Genomic DNA, 17,629 nt, shown 5'->3' with positions numbered 1-17,629 from the left:
TCATAAATCAGAACCATTACTATTTACAAATCGTAATAGTTACGATATATTATTTAAAGAAATAATGAGGAGGATACAAATGGGGAAAAAATGGTTGGCTTTATTTAGTTTATTAATTGTCCTCTCCCTTGCTGCATGCGGAGAAGAAAATGAGAATAACAGTGAGGAACAGGAAGCGTCTTCAACTGATCCGGTGAAAATTTTCACTACGGTATATCCCCTGCAGTTTTTTGCAGAACGGATTGCAGGTGAAGAAGCTGAAGTTGAATCACTTTTACCTCCCGGATCGGACTCACATACATACGAGCCCACTTCTAAAGACGTAATGGCCATTGCTGAAGCAAATGCATTTATTATGAATGGCGCGGGGCTGGAGGCGTATGCTGAAAAAATCGCTGAGGCTGTAGAGGCTGAAGATGTGACAGTTGTTGAAGCAGCCGAAGGGATTGAGCTTAATGAGGGAGCACATGACCACGATCATGGAGAGGATCATGACCACGGAGATCATGATCCTCACGTATGGCTGGATCCAATCCGCTCCATTGAATTAGCAGAGAACATTAAGAATGTATTAGTAGAATTGAAGCCTGAAGAAGAGGCACTATTTAATGAAAACTTTGAAACACTCAAGGCTGACCTTGAAGCTCTTGATCAGGAGTTTGCCACTGAACTGGAAGCAACATCAGGCAATCACTTTATCGTCTCTCATGCCGCCTATGGCTATTGGGAAGAAGCTTATGGTGTACATCAGATTGCTGTTTCCGGATTGAGCCCGACACAGGAACCGTCTCAGAAAGAACTCCAGACAATTGTAGAGACAGCTAAAGAATATGGATTAAAGTATGTCTTTTTTGAACAGAACATCACGACGAAAATAGCTGGAGTCGTAAGGGATGAAATAGGTGCAGAAACACTCAGACTTCATAACCTGTCTGTACTAACAGATGAAGATATTGAAAATGATGAAGACTATTTTACACTGATGAGACATAACCTGACACAGTTGCATACAGCATTGGAACAAGCACCTGCTATAGAACCGGAAGACCATGAACACAGCCATGAATTAGATGAAGAAGCGCAGAAGATTTATGATGGTTACTTTGAAGATGATCAAGTTAAAGATCGTGAGTTATCTGACTGGGAAGGTGACTGGCAGTCAGTTTACCCTTATTTACTGGATGGTACCCTCGATGAAGTATTTGCTCACAAAGCAGAAGACGGAGATAAGACTGCCGAAGAGTATAAAGATTACTATACAATAGGATACAAAACAGGCGTCGAGCGTATCATTATTGATGAGGATACGTTCACCTTCTATGAAGATGGAAAAAAATCGTCTGGAAGCTATACCTATGACGGGTATGAAATTCTAAACTATGAAGCGGGAAATCGTGGAGTGCGCTATATCTTCAAGCTTGCTGACGAGGAGGAAGGAAAGATGCCAAACTATATCCAGTTTAGTGATCACAGTATTGCCCCAACCGATTCACATCACTATCACTTGTATTGGGGAGATGACCGGGAAGCGTTGCTGGAGGAAGTCGTTAACTGGCCAACTTATTACCCTTCTGACATTAGCGGCGAGGAAATAGCTCATGAAATGATGATGCATTGATTACCCCTCCTTTAGATAAGTACAAATCAATAATATCAATAATATCCGGTGATCCCTTCTTTGGGGTACCGGATATTTATATATGGCTCTTTTAGTAAAGTTTGTTGATTATTGTAGAGGGAGAAAGTAATAGTTGATAATAGTACAATAATGAACATAAATGCAATATCTAATAACAAAAAAACACCTCTGATAAAAGATATGTATCATTATAATAGTGATCATTCATCGTAATATTTTCACTTTTGTTTTACGTAATCTTACTACCGAAAGTCAAAAGAGGTCTGGCATCCTTCACTTCCTCAGAAAAGAATGAAAATGAGGTTCACTCAATTCTACCCAAATTTGTTTTATCGCTTGTTCCGTCTTTTCAACGAATAATCCTAACAGTCAATACAAGCTTTCATTCCTCAACCACATTAATCCGGTGCTCTCTTATGGATTCCCAGGCAAAAAAATCCGAAACATTGTCCCCTCACCCTGCTCACTCTCCACCTGTATTTCACCCTTCATCCGTTTGACAATTTGATAGCAGACCGTGAGTCCAAGTCCCGTCCCTTTTTCCTTGGTCGAATAATAGGGTCTGCCCAATACTTTGAGTTGTTCCGGAGGTATTCCCACTCCATTATCTTGAATGACGATCATAATTCTTCCGTCTTTATGTACATTGGCTGCCGCCGTGATTTCTCCATTTTCTTTTACTGCCTCGATGGCATTTTTCAAAAGATTGAGCAATACTTGCTTCACCTCAATCTTTATCCCTTTGATCATCAGATCATTTTCAATATTTCGATTGATTTGAATGCTGTTCATGACAGCATAAGTAGACATCACGTCAATGGATTCATTCATGGTGTCGGTCAAACTGAACACCTCGTATTCCTCCGTTTGCGGCTTGGCAAGGGAAAGATATTGATTGATGACGTCTTGTGCGTGATCTAATTCCTGTATGGATATGTCGATAAAGCCCTTTTGTTTATTAGTTAACGTTTCTCTTTGTAGGAGCTGCATGAACCCTCTTACGGTCGTCATGGGATTTCGGATTTCGTGGGCAACGGAAGCCGCCAATTGGCTGACTATATTAAACTTTTCAGCTTTCATGAGCTCTTTTTTAATCCTGTTTTGTTCCAGTCGGTTTTCAATCAGATAAATGGTCAGGATCAGCGTGATCCATATGATCAGGGTAGAGCTTGCGACAAGCGGAAGCTGCCCTAATTCATTTTTTGGATTAAATAAAGGGATCTTGTAACCGGAATGAAGAAATAAAAGACCGAAATCAGGAGCATCTTGTTCTTCCAAGTCAACCTTTTATACCATTTCGATAAAGGGATCAGCAACACACCATAGATTAAATAATTCACGATCAAAAAGGTCATTACATGGTTGGTAAATAAACCAATCAACAGCATGGCGGTGAACGCACTGAACCCCATTCTCTTCCCGCCATAGATAAAGGCAAGGATGATGGGAATCACTTTGAAATCGTACACATATCCGCTTGAGTAAACAACGGGGAAGATCATGGTAAACACTAAAATAGCGAGAATCATGAGAAAGAACTTAAGGGTAAACCCTTTTGTTCCGCTGTCCGATTCACTCGTAACCATTTGAAAAAGAAGAATCGTGAAGAGAATAAATACCACATGCAAAATTAAATGATGGACAGTCTCTAACATACAAGGTCTCCTTTAAGAAAAAAGCGTCTAATCTAATTCTTCGACATCCTTATCGGAAATCCTTTCCATTTAGCACGAACATTCGACAAAAATCAGGACCTTTGGATGAGGGAACTCCTTGCACCTCACCGATAGGCGCTTATTCCTAATATGTCAGAAAAAAACGTCCCATGGCAACCCAAGGGCCGTTTTCTATACATTTTTTGATCTACATAGCATTTTTCGAACGTTCCATCCAATCATCCATACCTTTGGAAAGGGCTATGACCTAGATTCATGCGGGAATTAATTTTATCGTGCGGGTTTTGGAATAATCATGCGGTTACCGGAATAACCGTGCGGATTTCAGATAAATCATGCGAGAAAAACCGATAATCATGCCGCCGTGTCGAATTTTCTTATTTATTCACTGATATTCTTTTCTGAATACATGTATCTATCTGCCTGGGGCATTTTTATGCTGACCCCAGCCCAAAAAAGAACGCTGCCTTAAAGGCAACGTCCTCCGCAATTCCTTATTTGCATCTCCGAGAAAGTCCAGAGCAAGCAAAAGAACCATCCGCATGCCCTCGTTTACTTCATCGTGTACCGCCTTCAGCGACTCTTTTATTCATCCCAAGTCTAGTAATGTATTGAAAGAAGTTGAGTGCTACGGCAGCCCCTAAACATCCTAATAAACACCCGAACACCAGGTAAATAGAAGGTTCCGATTCCCCAATAAGCACTGAAGCAACCCCACCTATTGCCGGGAACAATGCCACCATGTAGCTACTTAAAGCTGCTCCAATTTGTTTGACTAAATTCAGATAGAACATCCAGGCCGCAAATGAAGCGACCACTGTAAGATATAGAAGAGCTCCTAAATATGAAGGGGTAGTAGGTAAATAAAATTCCTGTCCTTGAAATATCGAAATAATAAGTAATTGCACGGCTGCTACTGCCCCCCCCAAACTGTTTGAATAGACTGGATTTAGGTTATGTTTCGCATTACGTGCTGAACTTGCATCACCAATGGAGGTTAACATCGTTCCCAGTAGTGCGATACAGATTCCTTTTATGTAATTAATCGCAAAGTCATGAGCCAGGATAGGATAGACCATGACCACAACACCCATCAATCCGATAATCCCACCAATCAAGATCCGTGGTTCCAGCTTTTCTTTCAGGAATATCTTTAATGAGATTGGTGTCAGGACCGTTTTAAGTGAAAAAATCAAGGTAACTAATGCTGCATTACTCCAAATGGTTCCATAATACAAAAACAAATAACTTAGTGCAAAATTACAGATTCCAAACGTGATGATTGGAAAAAGATCTTTCCTTTTAGGAAATCCTTTTGGTCGCGTGAAAATAGCTAAAATAATGAAAAGAAGTGCAGCTCCGAACAATCTGTATGTCAATGAAACCTCCAGACTAACAGGAGTACCCTGGATTTTCACTGCAATAAAATTTAACCCCCAAACCATCAAACAAAAGATATACATAAAGGTTCTCATTAATGACACCATCCTACAACCGGTTCATCGCGTGATCCTCCAGTTAAACAAGCTAAAGGATCCTTCTCATTTAATTTATTGCCAGTAACGAATTTCCGGTACTGCCCGCTTTCTAAGATTTCATTGTACATTGTCTAACTTCCCCCAATCAATACGGCTCAACTTCGTGAACATAACCTTTGATATATGTAAAAAATTTGAAGCAACTAAACATTACCAGACATTTTTATCAACCACAATGCTATATTAAGAAAATATATAAAAATAATATTTTTTACTATTTCAAAGGAATATACCACTAAATATCTGAATATAAGTACACTCGAATAAAGTACGGAAAATACGGGTGCCTGACCGCCGGTACGCTAAAATTTAACGTGCTTGGGGTCAGGAACCAATGTTGGACAAGGTTACCGATGAGCGCTTTTTCCTATTACGTAAGAAATAAACGTCCCATGACAAGCCAAGGGACTTTTTCCATACAGTTTTTGATCTAAATAGCATTTTTCAAACATTCAATCCACACCCTGGAAAAGGAGTATTATCAAGAATCATGCGGGAATTAAAATAATCGTGCTAGTTTCGGAATAATCATGCGGCTCTCGGAATAATCGTGCGGCTTTCAGATTAATCATGCGAGAAATTCGATATTCATGCCGGCGTGTCGAATTTTCTTTTTTGTGAGTACCAAAAACTTACCTCTCCCCCGGTACTCTATTATTTATCAGGGAAGCGCGGGGACGGACCTAACGTTTTCATCTGTATGTATTGAGAATTCCAATTGTCCTTTGTAAGCTCAAATTACAGCAGAAACCGCTCAAGCATGTTACACTTTTCCCCTTTACGCTGACAGACTCCCAGTACAAAAAAACGGGCTCTCTTCTAAAAGAAAGCCCGTTTTCCTATTCTTAACTCAATTTAATTGGTGAATGTATATCATCAGAATCCAATATGCTCGATAGGAAACCAATTCCTTTCCAACAGTAAAGGCTCAATTCGTCACTAACCTTATTTGTTACCGAGTTGTTCCGCCAAACCGATTAGAAGTCCTTCGGTTCCACGAATGTAGCAGAGCCGATACGAGTCCTCGTACTGAACCACTTCGCCAACGAGCTGAGCACCATGCTTAGTGAGTCTGGATACCATTTCGTCAATGTCTTCCACGGTGAACATGGCGCGTAGATAACCGAGGGCATTTACAGGAGCAGTCCGGTGATCTGATATAGTAGGTGGGTTGAGAAAACGCGAAAGTTCAATTCGGCTGTGGCCATCTGGGGTAACCATCATAGCAATCTCTACGCACTGAGAACCCAATCCTGTTACTCGACCAGCCCATTCACCTTCGACAGTGGCTCGCCCTTCGAGGATCAAGCCAATCTCCTCGAAGAAAGAGATTGCTTCATCAAGGGATTCTACAACGATGCCGACATTGTCCATTCTTAGTAATTTGTTTTTTTCCATCGTTTTATCTCCTTATGTGTAAAGATTTATTATCTTATCATCTTCATAATAATTCTATTAAAAAGTTACAAATTCCTTCCTAACCAAAAACACCTTGTCACAGTTCATGATAACAATGAAAAGTCACCGTATAGGAAAATTCGGGTATTTGTTAACGAACAACACTTCGTAAACCTTTTTTCGTAATGCCATCATATTCAAATAGCTTCAAAAATTCGATACCGTAGTTGCTATTCGAGAAGCGCGGGGACGGACCTAGTGTTTTCAACTGTATGTATTGAGAATTCCAATTGTCCTTTGTAGGCTCTTATTTCGGCAGAAACCACTCAAGCATGTAAAGTTTTTCCCCATTAAACGATGTCAGAAGACCCCCCGTACGAAAAAACAGGCTCTCTTCTAAAAGAAAGCCCATTTTCCTATTCTTAACTCAATTTCACTGGTGAATGTTTTTCACCAGAATCCCGATAGGATCGATAGGAAACCAATCCCTTTCCATTTAAAGAACCATCCAGTTGTAAAATGCGTTCATCGGTGGTCTCTAAGTAGAACTGATAGTTGTTCATTTTTAGTCTGAAAAAGGAATAGGTGTTGCCGAGCAGGTTCTTCCTGATTTCATGTGTGTCAGGGTGTATCTGAATAAAATCCGCCAGCTCCTGTACGGAAGATGAAGGGATTTCAGCGATAGAATAGTACGTCCCCTTCATATTGTCTTTTAACTTACTCATTGCGGCCATAGCCCTGTCTTTTAATTTACTGCCATCTAACTCCATAGGTCCACTCCTCTTTCGTTACTATTAAGAAGAATCCCCAATATCTCATAGAATAAACCGATATTTTTTCAACTGGCCAATCCCTATTGAAAGAAAATGGCCATCCCCCTTCACGCTGAATACAGCACGTAGAGGGATGGCCACGATTTTAAGACTTCTGTTCAATCATCTGAATAAGGTTTCCACATGTATCGTCGAAGACAGCTATTGTGATGTCGCCCATTGCGGTCGGCTCCATCGTAAACGTTACACCTTTTTCTACTAATCGCTTGTGCTCTTTGCGAATATCCGAAACCCCAAACATAGTTACAGGGATGCCGTCTGCGAATAATTTCTCTTGATACTCTTTCGCAGCCGGGTGCTCATTTGGTTCAAGTAAAAGCTCGGTCCCGTCTTGTTCATCAGGTGAAACAAGCGTAATCCACCTGTGTGCTCCTGTGGGAACGTCATGCTTTTTCACAAAGTCCAGCGTGTTCGTATAAAACGCTAATGCTTTTTCTTGATCTTGAACGAATATACTGGTAATAATAATTTTCATCATAATTGCCTCCTTTAATCGTAGCGATGGCAGATTCTCTTCTGCCGATTTGTGATAAATTAGTCTACCCATCCTTTCAATAAGTCATTAAGTGGTTCTTTGTTAAACATAAGTACTCGATATTTTCCCTTCCGTTCTGAAATGACGAGTCCTGCATCTTCCAATAGATTAAGGTGTTTAGTGATCGCTTGTCGGGAAATGGAAAGGTTGTGTTTCATAACGAGGCGTGCCGTAAGTTCATACAACGTCAGAGCGTTGCGGTCGGAAAGCTCATCTAGGATAAGTCGCCTAGTCGAGTCGCCAAGTGCCTTGAATATAGTATCTTTGTCCCAAGTCATATATTCATTATATGCAACTTAATAGTTGCCTGTAAAGTATAAGCAACTATTTGGTTGCTCGAGATTCGGCTATAATAAGAAGAATCCCCTTTTAAGGTTCAGAGAATTATATGGACATAGAAGAGCTGGGACAAAACTAATAAACCACGATAAAAAGACGAACAATAGAAGTGTAGGTTCTTCATACCGCTAATGATTTCCGTGCAAGACTACGCTTTCCGCGGGTAGCCCGTTAGCCTCCTCGGCAAGCCTGCGGGGTCTCACATAAGCTACTCTTCCCGCAGGAGTCTTCGTCTTGCACTCCAATCAACCGCTGGAAACAGCTAAAATCAAGTTTCGAAAATAAATAATAAACCCGAACAAATCTGCATTAGAAACAGGTTTGATCGGGTTTGACTTAGGATAAAAATCTTTTGTCCCAGCCTCTTCATCTTTTTATCGTCTTGTTCCATTAAAGCACCCTTTAGTGGAAGATGAAAATAGCCCTTACATTTCGTAGGAGCGATGATACGCATTTACTTTTCAGCTGAGATTATCAAGAACATAGGTCTACGGAGTTCGTCTTTCATTTCAGGCATACTTTCTAACATTTCGTTAGAGGGAATCGGTTCTTTAATTTTCCTTAGGTTAAAACCTGCAATAAGTAAGTCGTTGACATAAGTTGAAAATGTACGATGATATTTTATAACATTTTCAGTTAGGAACGTTGTTTCACGTAATCCTTCTAATTGATAATTGTCAATTGCCCAATGCAAACGATTCCCTTTGTCATCATAATACCAATCCTGTTCATTTCGAGAAGTGAACATTGGATGTTCAACGGAAAATATAAAAGAACCACCTGGCTTTAGACAGTCATAGATCTTTTTACAGATGGTTTCAAAGGACTCTATATAGTGAAAAGCCAATGAACTGATCACAACATCAAATTGCGATTTAGAAAAATCAATGTCTTCAATAGGCATCTTATAGTATGAAATGAAGGAATCATTAGTCATTTCACGAGCTTGTTGAAGCATTTTTTCAGATATATCTACTCCAATAACAGACCTTGCTTGCTGTTCACGAGCATAACGACAATGCCAGCCAAAACCGCATCCCAAATCAAGCACACTTTTATTTTGGAGTTCGGGTAAAAGCTCTTTTAATACGTGCCATTCTCCCGCGCTTTCGAGTCCTTTGACTGAACGTTCCATATTTTTATATGCAGAAAAAAATTTTTCATCATCATACTTATTTTGCTTCATAATCTTTACAACTCCTGTATATTTAGTTAGCCTCCAAACAAATAAAGCAGGTCCAATTCAATTGTGAATTTGCCTGCTATTTTTAAAGCTATTTGGAATTTTCTCTCCCCAAACGGAACCCCTTCCATTAAAAAGGATTCCTTTCTTATATGTGTAACCGTTACTCCAATTACACAAACAATCTACCACACAACTCTACAACGTTTAAATCCTCACTTCTGCCAACGAAGATTTCTTCTTTTGGAGAAGTACCAGGACGTTACAAGTACTTCTTGTTAAGAATTTTATATTTTGAAGCGAGAGAACCGTCCAGTGCCGCCATTTTATTATGGATATCAAACCTCACATACTCATACTTGACTATTGGAGTTATGATCGCCTTACTCGTCCAATCTTCTTCCATTAATGGTCACTCCATTCTTTGCAAGAATAGCTGTCATTGCCACTATTGATCGCCCTAACCATTTGGCTTCCCGATTTATAATTAGACCTTTTACCTCTTCAATTAAAGCATTAAGGGATAAAATATTAACTCAACATAGTTAGCAATTGTTCTGTTGAAAGTATGGTGGCGAATTCATCATTCAAGGTAGCCAAAGACACATTATGTATAATTTCCGGATCATAATAATTTCCATCTTGATCTTCCATTCCAAATGCCGCTGTGGCATCGGATATAAGGTATGTTTCAAAACCAAAATTCCCGCTCATTCTCGTAGTTGTTGAGACGCAATGAGGAGTGGTTAATCCTGTTATTATCACCGTTTTAATATGATTTGCATTTAAAAGTTCTTCTAAATTGGTGCCAATAAAACTACTATTCACTTTCTTGGTAATAACCACTTCTTCTTCAAGAGGACTAACCAATTCCTTTATGGTGAAACCTTTATTGTCGGGATAAAATACAGAATCCGGATGATCAGACTTGTGTTGAATATGAATGACTTGTCCTCCTTTCGCCCTCCAAACCTTTAGTATTTCACTAATATTCTCTTCTGCATTTACATTATTTCGTTCTCCCCATTTTGGGTCATCAAATGCTTTCTGAACATCCACTATAATCAATGCACTGTTATTATTCACGATCCTTCCTCCTCTATGAAATTCGGATAGTCATTTTATTTATTTTAAGATCCAACAAAAAGAGAGTTAAACCTTTTCAATAAAACGCGCTCAATAGTTGAAGAAGCGAGAGCCCACATTAATATGCTACCGTTCCCTCTTTTCAACAAATAACAAAATTAACGTCGCCAAAGGACCCATTACAAGTGAAAGCAGAAACCAGTTTAACCCCTTCCTATTTTTCCCTTGTGCAAGTGCAGCATTTATCAATGCCAATGTACCCCAATCTACAAAATATTGATTATCCATCATCTGTCCCCCATATGTTCTTCAAATCAATACCAATTATTTCAAATCCCATTATCCTACTCAAGTCAAATTTTCACAATAAAAAAGCTTACCGTGTTCTCGGGTAAGCCCTTTTAAATGGGAGAAATTTAAGTTATCTGGTAATAAATTTAAACCTACTAATTTACTGCGAATACAGTTCTACTATTTTTTTTATGGGTAATTTAGTTGTATCACTCAGATCAACAAAATAGGGTAACTGCCATTTTTGAGTTTTTATCGCTTGTTTGCTAGTTGGGGTATCCCAACTAGGGTAAACTCTCATGGCCATTTTCCCTTTTGTAGCACTCGTTTTAAGAATATTTTGTTTGGCAAGAATGTCTTTCGGGAAAATAAATTGTCCCCATTCATCATTACTCAAAAAGGTATTAATAACCAACAAATCGGGTGCCTTTTCATATGTATATGGTTGATTTTTATCATTTTCATCTTTTTCCCAAAAAGCAACAAACTGCCCTACCTTATTAGGTGTTTTTTTTGCGACTCTAAATCGAACTGAGCATGAAGCTAATTGAAATGTACCAGCTCCGTAATGTGAATTTTGTTTTTCTTCTTGAATCGATTTTACGTTTAATTGATTGGGTTCATAAACTAATTTGTTTACATGAGTTAACGCTTTAATAAAATTGTTCACATCTTCACTCCTAACCTTTTAATTTTTTCAAATATAATCATCATACTCAAAATAAGTTTTCACAAAAAATGAGCTTACCGTGTTCTCGATAAGCCCCCTTTTAATGGCATAAAGAACGTGTTGAGGGTCAGACCCCAATAATCCTAAAGAAAGCGAATGTCCGGGCAAGCTATTACCCGTTTTCATCTAATTTTTTTTCGAGCAATTCCACTCGTTGTTTTAAAGAGTTTATTTCCTTTATCATTTCGCTATCATCTTTATTTTTTGACTTTTCTGAATATCTATAGATTTGATTGACACCCCAATAAACCATTAAAATGCATAGTCCAAATACGATCAAGATAATTATGATACCAAAGAACGTTTCTAAAATAATACGTCAACTCCTCCTTTTTTTAAAAATTCCTGGCGTATATTTCCATTATTTCTATAACAGTCCAATAACGGAATATAGAATAATCTGCTACTCAAACGTCAGCTTTTTGCCCTCTTTAATTGAAAAACGATTTAACTCTTTGAGGTAGTATCATATTATTTAAACTTCTTTGCAAATATGAATTCTATAATCGGAAGTGTAACAAAAGTAAGTCCAACTACAATCAGTAAAGGGTAATTCTAAAATATCATTCAAATTAGATACACCTTCAGATATGAATAGAATTAAACCAGCTAAAATCACTTTGGGTTTCAATATGTTTGTCTAATTCATCTTTCTCTCCACCGCTATCGTGGTCTCCCCAATTTAGCCAATTAAAAAATAGGTTAAGGCAATAAAACTAAAGAATACCGCTCCTCCATCTATAGTTCCAAACCGCACATATTTGTATATCGCAAATCCAACTACTTCGTCGGAAGCTGAAACATGGATTCTTCCATGATCTATAGTCATTCAAAAATGACAAATAACGATAAAACACCAAAGTTAGAGAAGGTGGTGGGGTTTTTACAAACTTTATTTACGTTTTGGTTATGTTATCCTGATAGAGTTTAACAGACTTTGGAGTCAGCGATTTAATTTTAAACTACGGGAATACATTCAAACCAAATGAACAAACTAATAAACGGGAAGCAATTAGCTCATGCTCCTTTCTAAAATGGATACCTTCAAATATTAATTTGGGGGTATCTTTATTTTTGGTTTTCTTAATTCACCAAATCTAATTTTTGTATAACTCAATTTTATCCCAATAGAGATTTTTCAAGTAAACTCCTTTTTAGATAAAGTTCTCATAATAATTTCATACTTCGGGGAAACAATAACTATAGATCTGAAAGGTCTAATTTAAATTTAGAAAGGAGAATGAATGTGAATAAAAAGTGGCTTCTCTTGCTAACAAGTATGTTCATTTCTGCTATGTTAGTTGGATGTAACTTTGGGGATCAGGACCCACCACCTCCTGAAACAGAACAAAATGGAGATCAAGATCAACAACCAGAAACGAATCCGGCACCCGAAGAAGAGCAAGATCCAGACCCAGGAGAAAATCCTGCAGAAGAGCTTGAAGAAGACATAGAAGAGCCGTTTGAAGATCCAGACGGTGATGGAATAGACGAAAATGATCCCAACCCAGAAGAAAACTAATTCCGATTAATTGCAAAGTAATATAAATTGATAGTAGAACTAAAAAAGTAAAAGAGCCAATCCTTTTAAAAAATATGGGGGTGGCTCTTTTCTCACTTCCGAATATAGACAAAAGAAATAATATGGTCTAGCCATTTATCAACTCTGGATTGATCTTCAATTTGGTGACCCGATTGCAGAAAATTTCACCTAGTATAAAACCAGAAGTACCTTCCCTAACAAATATGTACTTATGCCCCATTGTCTTTTTTGAACAGTACCATCATACTTAAAATTGACACCGCTATCGAACTTAGAATTAACCATCATTCATACCCAAGCACCATTCCAACATCTGCTTTGATGACTACATTTATTAACATTTTCCGACAGATTCTTTACAAGAAATTAACTTGAGAAATAATTACTCCGTACACTATCATTGCAAGTAGAGGCATATTCAACTAATTGCCAATCCCCACTGAAAACTATTTCAACCAATCTTGCTTATAAACAGTCCCTAAACGCTCTGAATCGTGACCGTGCCATATTTCACTTTGATTGCCAACTTTGTCTTACTATTAATCTCTCATTCTCTAAGAATAAGGGGTTGATATATAAAATTACATACAGGAGGCATTTCCATGTTGAAGAAATCGATGTTGTTTGTTTTTGCACTGGTTCTATCGTTCGCTTTATTCCTGCCGACCGCCTTTGCGTTTCCACCCGGTACACCGTCTAAGTCTACGGCCCAGTCCCAGTTGAATTCGTTAACTGTGAAGTCCGAAGGCTCCATGACCGGCTACTCCCGGGACAAATTTCCACACTGGATCGGGCAGGGAAGTGGCTGCGACACCCGCCAGTTAGTGCTCCAGCGTGACGCCGATTACTACAGCGGCAGCTGCCCTGTCACGTCCGGCAAATGGTACAGCTACTACGATGGCGTCACATTTTACGATCCGTCCGACCTTGACATCGATCACGTCGTCCCCCTTGCTGAAGCATGGCGTTCCGGTGCCAGCAGTTGGTCGACACAGAAGCGCGAAGACTTCGCCAATGACCTGAGCGGCCCGCAACTAATTGCGGTGAGTGCCAGCTCCAACCGCTCCAAAGGCGACCAGGATCCATCGACGTGGCAGCCACCGCGTTCCGGCGCAGACTGTGGGTACTCTAAGTGGTGGATCAGTACCAAGTACAAATGGGGTTTAAGCCTGCAATCTTCAGAGAAAACCGCACTTCAGGGCATGCTGAACAGCTGCGTTTACTGATTGGAATAACAGCAATGCCCGTACGACTGGCTCGTACGGGCATTGTTCATACCAAACACAAGAGTGGAGGAATACATATGGATAAGATATCAACGATTTTTATCGCAACCCATGGTGTCATGACCTCTGAGGTCGGCGTGATCAGCGGTGAGCTTGAACTTGTCACCACCTGCGATAATGATGGCGTGCTGACTCTTGCAGTGACATATGTTGGGGCTGAGGAGTGGTATTCGCTGCCGGGTGAGGAGTATCGTTTGCATGATGTGCGTGATCATGAAGTGGTTCATGAAATGCTTGTGAAAGTGTTGGAGCGTCCTTGAAACAGAGGGACACAGCAAAACCCTTTCCCCCTGGCACTTGAGTAGAAGAAAATACATCAATCCGGATGATTACACGTGGCAGGACAACATCGTTGAGTCCTGCCTTATTTGTGTTTTGTTTTTACTGTGAGGGATGCTTCATTAAAAAAATGTATGGTATGATGATTAAATTGTTTGCCAAAACAAATACTTATGTATATTCATCTTAGAAAAGAGGTACTTATGCAAGAGACTGTATTATCCAAACAACATTGGTTTCTCATCTTCACACTTTCGTTACTGACATTTGTTCTCGGGACAAGCGAATTTGTCATCGTCGGGATCTTAACGGAGATTTCCTCAAGCCTTCATATAACGAACGCAACGGCAGGTACGCTTGTATCAGCGTTTGCCATTACCTTTGCCATCGCCACCCCGATCGTCATGTCCGCAACAAGCCATTTTCCAAAGCGCAAATGGATGTTGTTTTTGATAGGGTCATTTATCATTCTTAATGCTTTGTGCGTGATTTCGACAAGTTACATCATGCTCCTGGTACTCCGAATGCTGACAGCCATCGTCACAGGCGTTTCGATTTCCCTTGCCATGACCATTGCGAGCGAAGCAATTCCAGTGACAAAACGCGGAGTGGCCATTTCCTTCGTTTTCGGTGGATTCACTCTGGCAAACGTGATCGGAGTTCCCATCGGCACCGTCATCGCGGAGTGGTATGACTGGCATGCCACATTCCTTTTGACGACGATTCTTGGAGTGGTTGCCTTTTTGGCATCTTTTATGAATTTGCCCAGTAAGCTCAGTCAATACCGCAGTTCCATGCGTGATCAGTTTTCTTTATTGACTCATCCACGGATCTTGATGGCTTTCTTCATTCCAGCTCTGGGATTCGGTGCAACCTATGCGGTCTTTACGTATCTTGTCCCGATTCTGGACATGATGGGAGCACCAGGCAACTCCATTAGCTTAATCCTGTTTGCCTACGGATTCATCTCGATATTTAGTAACATACTGGCCGGAAAGATTGCCAGTCACAATGCCATCGGACGCCTCAGATTCGTTTTCCTTATCCAGGCATTTGTCCTGATTGGATTGTACTTTACGACCGGCCATTTTATCATCGGCTTAATCAACATTGGCCTGATGTCCTTGATGGCGATCCTGCTAACCACCTCAACCCAGCTATACTTGATTGACCTTGCCGGTGTGTATCAACCAAAAGCGACAGGACTCGCCGCTTCCTTGATGCCCGTTGCAAGCAATGTCGGTATCGCCATGGGATCGGCACTCGGAGGCCTTGTCTACCATCAAGGGCCATTGATGAATGTGTCACTTGTCGGTGGTGTAGTTGCGCTTTGTGCGAGTCTGTTGACTTTCTTGAGTTATCGATTAGATCGGAAGCATGAGAGATTAGCGTAATTGGCTTTATAGAAAAGTGTTAAGTAGTTCAGTTATTGTGGAGAAATCTTATTGTAACAAGCTAGATAACGATTCAAAGGTTAATTCCCACGGTAATTAGTACGCAAAAAAGCTCAGAGTTTTGATATGCCCCCTAAGATTAACAAGTTAGATTTTTTGACCTGTCTACTTTAAGGGGAGCATATCATTACTGCTCTGAGCTTTTCTATCTTCGGGAGACTTTCTTCCATTCCATTAAAGCCCCTTTTACTTTATGTACCGGACTTCACAATCTTTTTTTTACACCTCATTAAACTATATCCTAAATGTTGTGTATGCAAAAAGGCGCCTTCTTATTTAAGAAATGCGCCCGACTGTTGAACAATGAAATATGTGAAAGATCGCTCTGTAAATACGTTCTAATTTTTTTGACTAACACACCCGTTAGCCATCCATAAAGTAGGAAAATCAACCGCTTCACCATAGAGAAGGAAAAGGGCTTCACACCGTCAATGCTGCTTCTACGGCTGGGCGAGGAATGTTGCAGAATTATAGTGCTTTAGGACCAATCAACGCCACCCCAAGAGGATTGCAACTTTCGCAACAGAACAATTTGACCGAGATGATACGTATCGTGCATCATGATATTGCTGAGTAAACGCTCAATAGAGTACCTGTTAGCTGCATACGGAGCTTTTAACTTTTCATCGTCAAGGTCCGCAATGACCGTTTTTAATTTATTCATGACGTCATTAAAGCGCTGCACTGTCTGGGCCCACCCAATTTCGTCTTCTGGATCCCCTGGATTTCCAAAGGTTTCTTCATTGTCTTCTGCCTTATGCGGATTCTCTGTGCCCTTAATTCGATGGATTACGTCTTCATTCCAAAATATCAAGTGGTTGACAATCTGCCAAATCGAATTGCTGATTTCCGAACTTGTCCATGCTGCCTCAGCTGCGATGACTCCATGAAGCGCCTGATCCATGGATGCAAACCAATCATTCTCATGGCAATGCATGTCGAGTTGTTCTAAAAACATTTTGCTTACAACTTGCATACAATCAATCTCCTCACTGTTTAGTGTAATCTTTCAAAGTTAAAAGACAAGAAATCTGAATCTAGTATAAATTAATCGGTCCTAAAAAGGTAAAAACCAAATCCAAGTGGTCCCTTCCATATTGGACATACCTTTCTCACCAACCTCTAATTCTCTCCAACATGGCAGGGTAATCAGAAATTTTCGGGTGACGACAACAATAATCCTCGAAAAAAGCCATTCATACGCATAAAATAACCTTCATTCTCGACTGTCGGCCATATAACGAAAGAATATTCTCAATGAAATACTCCATTCTTTTATTTTGAGAATACAACAAAACCATGATCACTATGACTTATTCGGCTCATCCAGCTTTTATTCCTTCATCATGACAAATAATGTACCCTATAGGGCAGATCATTTTAAGCGTCTACTCTATAGGGTACATATTATTTTTCTGGTTGACCTATTGGCCAAACGACAAACCTTGCCTTTGACTTTATAAGTAGCTTAGTTCATATAATGCTTTGGCATAGATAGCTGTCACTTTGATTAAATCATCGATTTCTATAAATTCATCAACTTGGTGAGAGCTATCTACCTTACCAGGGAAAAGAGCACCGTAAGCCATTGCATTTTTCATTAACGCTGCATATGTTCCCCCGCCCGATGTTAAAAGTGTAGGCTCATCCCCTGTGATTGATAAGCTGATTGTAGAGTTTTGATCATTGGATGATCGGCAGGGATATAATGTGTAGAGAATTGTTGCGCATCAGCGATTGTAAAATGGCAGGTCACTGCTTTTTTCGTGATCACTTCAATGGAATGATAAACCCCCGTTAGTTTAAGTGTAATAACTCA

General features: G+C 39.8%; 19 protein-coding genes and 1 pseudogene. 5 read left to right on the top strand and 15 right to left on the bottom strand.

The window, feature by feature from the left end; all coding sequences use genetic code 11:
* Positions 1-79: 79 nt before the first annotated feature.
* A complete protein-coding gene (locus tag ACYH0O_RS04775) occupies positions 80-1,618 on the top strand; it encodes a metal ABC transporter solute-binding protein, Zn/Mn family (protein ID WP_482631383.1) in 1,539 nt (512 codons plus the stop codon).
* A gap of 435 nt (positions 1,619-2,053) precedes the next feature.
* On the opposite strand, the gene ACYH0O_RS04770 is transcribed toward ACYH0O_RS04775, so the two are convergent.
* The 13 genes from ACYH0O_RS04770 to ACYH0O_RS04710 form a co-directional block, all read right to left on the bottom strand.
* The gene (locus ACYH0O_RS04770; protein WP_482631382.1) at positions 2,054-2,917 is read right to left on the bottom strand and encodes an ATP-binding protein; all 864 of its coding nucleotides are present in this window, start codon (positions 2,915-2,917) and stop codon (positions 2,054-2,056) included.
* A complete protein-coding gene (locus ACYH0O_RS04765) occupies positions 2,830-3,294 on the bottom strand; it encodes a hypothetical protein (protein ID WP_482631381.1) in 465 nt (154 codons plus the stop codon). The genes ACYH0O_RS04770 and ACYH0O_RS04765 overlap by 88 nt, the downstream gene beginning before the upstream one ends.
* A 578-nt stretch (positions 3,295-3,872) precedes the next feature.
* Positions 3,873-4,790 carry a DMT family transporter gene (locus ACYH0O_RS04760; RefSeq protein WP_482631380.1) on the bottom strand — a complete coding sequence of 306 codons (918 nt, stop codon included), beginning with the start codon at positions 4,788-4,790 and terminating at the stop codon, positions 3,873-3,875.
* Positions 4,790-4,921: a hypothetical protein gene (locus ACYH0O_RS04755; RefSeq protein ID WP_482631379.1), complete on the bottom strand. Its 132-nt coding sequence runs from the start codon at positions 4,919-4,921 to the stop codon at positions 4,790-4,792. The genes ACYH0O_RS04760 and ACYH0O_RS04755 overlap by 1 nt, the downstream gene beginning before the upstream one ends.
* 877 nt (positions 4,922-5,798) lie before the next feature.
* Positions 5,799-6,251 (bottom strand): VOC family protein, encoded by a 453-nt coding sequence (locus ACYH0O_RS04750; RefSeq protein WP_482631378.1) that lies wholly within the window; start codon positions 6,249-6,251, stop codon positions 5,799-5,801.
* A gap of 422 nt (positions 6,252-6,673) precedes the next feature.
* On the bottom strand, positions 6,674-7,021 hold the full coding sequence (locus ACYH0O_RS04745; RefSeq protein WP_482631377.1) for a hypothetical protein: 348 nt from the start codon (positions 7,019-7,021) through the stop codon (positions 6,674-6,676).
* A gap of 148 nt (positions 7,022-7,169) precedes the next feature.
* A complete protein-coding gene (locus tag ACYH0O_RS04740) occupies positions 7,170-7,559 on the bottom strand; it encodes a VOC family protein (protein ID WP_482632497.1) in 390 nt (129 codons plus the stop codon).
* 59 nt (positions 7,560-7,618) lie between these two features.
* A complete protein-coding gene (locus ACYH0O_RS04735) occupies positions 7,619-7,897 on the bottom strand; it encodes an ArsR/SmtB family transcription factor (RefSeq protein ID WP_426892513.1) in 279 nt (92 codons plus the stop codon).
* A gap of 515 nt (positions 7,898-8,412) precedes the next feature.
* The gene (locus ACYH0O_RS04730) at positions 8,413-9,144 is read right to left on the bottom strand and encodes a class I SAM-dependent methyltransferase (RefSeq protein ID WP_482631376.1); all 732 of its coding nucleotides are present in this window, start codon (positions 9,142-9,144) and stop codon (positions 8,413-8,415) included.
* Positions 9,145-9,403: 259 nt separating this feature from the next.
* Positions 9,404-9,547, bottom strand: a complete 144-nt coding sequence (locus tag ACYH0O_RS04725) for a hypothetical protein (RefSeq protein ID WP_482631375.1) — start codon at positions 9,545-9,547, stop codon at positions 9,404-9,406.
* 125 nt (positions 9,548-9,672) lie between these two features.
* The gene (locus tag ACYH0O_RS04720; RefSeq protein ID WP_482631374.1) at positions 9,673-10,227 is read right to left on the bottom strand and encodes a cysteine hydrolase family protein; all 555 of its coding nucleotides are present in this window, start codon (positions 10,225-10,227) and stop codon (positions 9,673-9,675) included.
* A 126-nt stretch (positions 10,228-10,353) separates the two neighbouring features.
* Positions 10,354-10,518, bottom strand: coding sequence for a hypothetical protein (locus ACYH0O_RS04715; RefSeq protein WP_482632660.1), 165 nt, complete (start codon positions 10,516-10,518; stop codon positions 10,354-10,356).
* Positions 10,519-10,678: 160 nt separating this feature from the next.
* Positions 10,679-11,188 carry a MepB family protein gene (locus ACYH0O_RS04710; protein WP_482631373.1) on the bottom strand — a complete coding sequence of 170 codons (510 nt, stop codon included), beginning with the start codon at positions 11,186-11,188 and terminating at the stop codon, positions 10,679-10,681.
* 1,306 nt (positions 11,189-12,494) lie between these two features.
* On the opposite strand from ACYH0O_RS04710, the gene ACYH0O_RS04705 reads away from it, so the two are divergent.
* The 4 genes from ACYH0O_RS04705 (at position 12,495) to ACYH0O_RS04690 (ending at position 15,750) form a co-directional block, all read left to right on the top strand.
* Positions 12,495-12,770: a hypothetical protein gene (locus ACYH0O_RS04705; RefSeq protein WP_482631372.1), complete on the top strand. Its 276-nt coding sequence runs from the start codon at positions 12,495-12,497 to the stop codon at positions 12,768-12,770.
* Between the two features lie 623 nt (positions 12,771-13,393).
* Positions 13,394-14,017, top strand: a complete 624-nt coding sequence (locus tag ACYH0O_RS04700; protein WP_482631371.1) for an HNH endonuclease family protein — start codon at positions 13,394-13,396, stop codon at positions 14,015-14,017.
* Positions 14,018-14,031: 14 nt separating this feature from the next.
* The gene (locus ACYH0O_RS04695; RefSeq protein WP_482631370.1) at positions 14,032-14,337 is read left to right on the top strand and encodes a hypothetical protein; all 306 of its coding nucleotides are present in this window, start codon (positions 14,032-14,034) and stop codon (positions 14,335-14,337) included.
* A 222-nt stretch (positions 14,338-14,559) separates the two neighbouring features.
* Entirely contained in the window at positions 14,560-15,750 is a 1,191-nt protein-coding gene (locus ACYH0O_RS04690) for an MFS transporter (RefSeq protein ID WP_482631369.1), read from the top strand.
* A 538-nt stretch (positions 15,751-16,288) separates the two neighbouring features.
* Here the strand turns inward: ACYH0O_RS04690 and ACYH0O_RS04685 are convergent.
* A complete protein-coding gene (locus ACYH0O_RS04685) occupies positions 16,289-16,786 on the bottom strand; it encodes a DinB family protein (protein WP_482631368.1) in 498 nt (165 codons plus the stop codon).
* A gap of 481 nt (positions 16,787-17,267) precedes the next feature.
* Positions 17,268-17,596, bottom strand: a pseudogene (locus ACYH0O_RS04680) (M20/M25/M40 family metallo-hydrolase); the annotation flags it as partial.
* Positions 17,597-17,629 lie beyond the last annotated feature (33 nt).

The organism is Rossellomorea sp. H136 (assembly GCF_056838065.1).
The sequence above is the reverse complement of the archived record's forward strand: the minus strand, read 5'-3'. Positions and strand labels throughout refer to the sequence as shown.

What these genes read in the sequence shown, in the direction of transcription:
- ACYH0O_RS04700 (WP_482631371.1), top strand. Translation starts at nt 13,394, where the DNA reads ATGTTGAAGAAATCGATGTTGTTTGTTTTTGCACTGGTTCTATCGTTC.
- ACYH0O_RS04750 (WP_482631378.1), bottom strand. Translation starts at nt 6,251, where the DNA reads ATGGAAAAAAACAAATTACTAAGAATGGACAATGTCGGCATCGTTGTA.
- ACYH0O_RS04765 (WP_482631381.1), bottom strand. Translation starts at nt 3,294, where the DNA reads ATGTTAGAGACTGTCCATCATTTAATTTTGCATGTGGTATTTATTCTC.
- ACYH0O_RS04755 (WP_482631379.1), bottom strand. Translation starts at nt 4,921, where the DNA reads ATGTACAATGAAATCTTAGAAAGCGGGCAGTACCGGAAATTCGTTACT.
- ACYH0O_RS04760 (WP_482631380.1), bottom strand. Translation starts at nt 4,790, where the DNA reads ATGAGAACCTTTATGTATATCTTTTGTTTGATGGTTTGGGGGTTAAAT.
- ACYH0O_RS04715 (WP_482632660.1), bottom strand. Translation starts at nt 10,518, where the DNA reads ATGATGGATAATCAATATTTTGTAGATTGGGGTACATTGGCATTGATA.
- ACYH0O_RS04685 (WP_482631368.1), bottom strand. Translation starts at nt 16,786, where the DNA reads ATGCAAGTTGTAAGCAAAATGTTTTTAGAACAACTCGACATGCATTGC.
- ACYH0O_RS04725 (WP_482631375.1), bottom strand. Translation starts at nt 9,547, where the DNA reads ATGGAAGAAGATTGGACGAGTAAGGCGATCATAACTCCAATAGTCAAG.
- ACYH0O_RS04745 (WP_482631377.1), bottom strand. Translation starts at nt 7,021, where the DNA reads ATGGAGTTAGATGGCAGTAAATTAAAAGACAGGGCTATGGCCGCAATG.
- ACYH0O_RS04730 (WP_482631376.1), bottom strand. Translation starts at nt 9,144, where the DNA reads ATGAAGCAAAATAAGTATGATGATGAAAAATTTTTTTCTGCATATAAA.
- ACYH0O_RS04775 (WP_482631383.1), top strand. Translation starts at nt 80, where the DNA reads ATGGGGAAAAAATGGTTGGCTTTATTTAGTTTATTAATTGTCCTCTCC.
- ACYH0O_RS04690 (WP_482631369.1), top strand. Translation starts at nt 14,560, where the DNA reads ATGCAAGAGACTGTATTATCCAAACAACATTGGTTTCTCATCTTCACA.
- ACYH0O_RS04695 (WP_482631370.1), top strand. Translation starts at nt 14,032, where the DNA reads ATGCCCGTACGACTGGCTCGTACGGGCATTGTTCATACCAAACACAAG.
- ACYH0O_RS04740 (WP_482632497.1), bottom strand. Translation starts at nt 7,559, where the DNA reads ATGAAAATTATTATTACCAGTATATTCGTTCAAGATCAAGAAAAAGCA.
- ACYH0O_RS04735 (WP_426892513.1), bottom strand. Translation starts at nt 7,897, where the DNA reads ATGACTTGGGACAAAGATACTATATTCAAGGCACTTGGCGACTCGACT.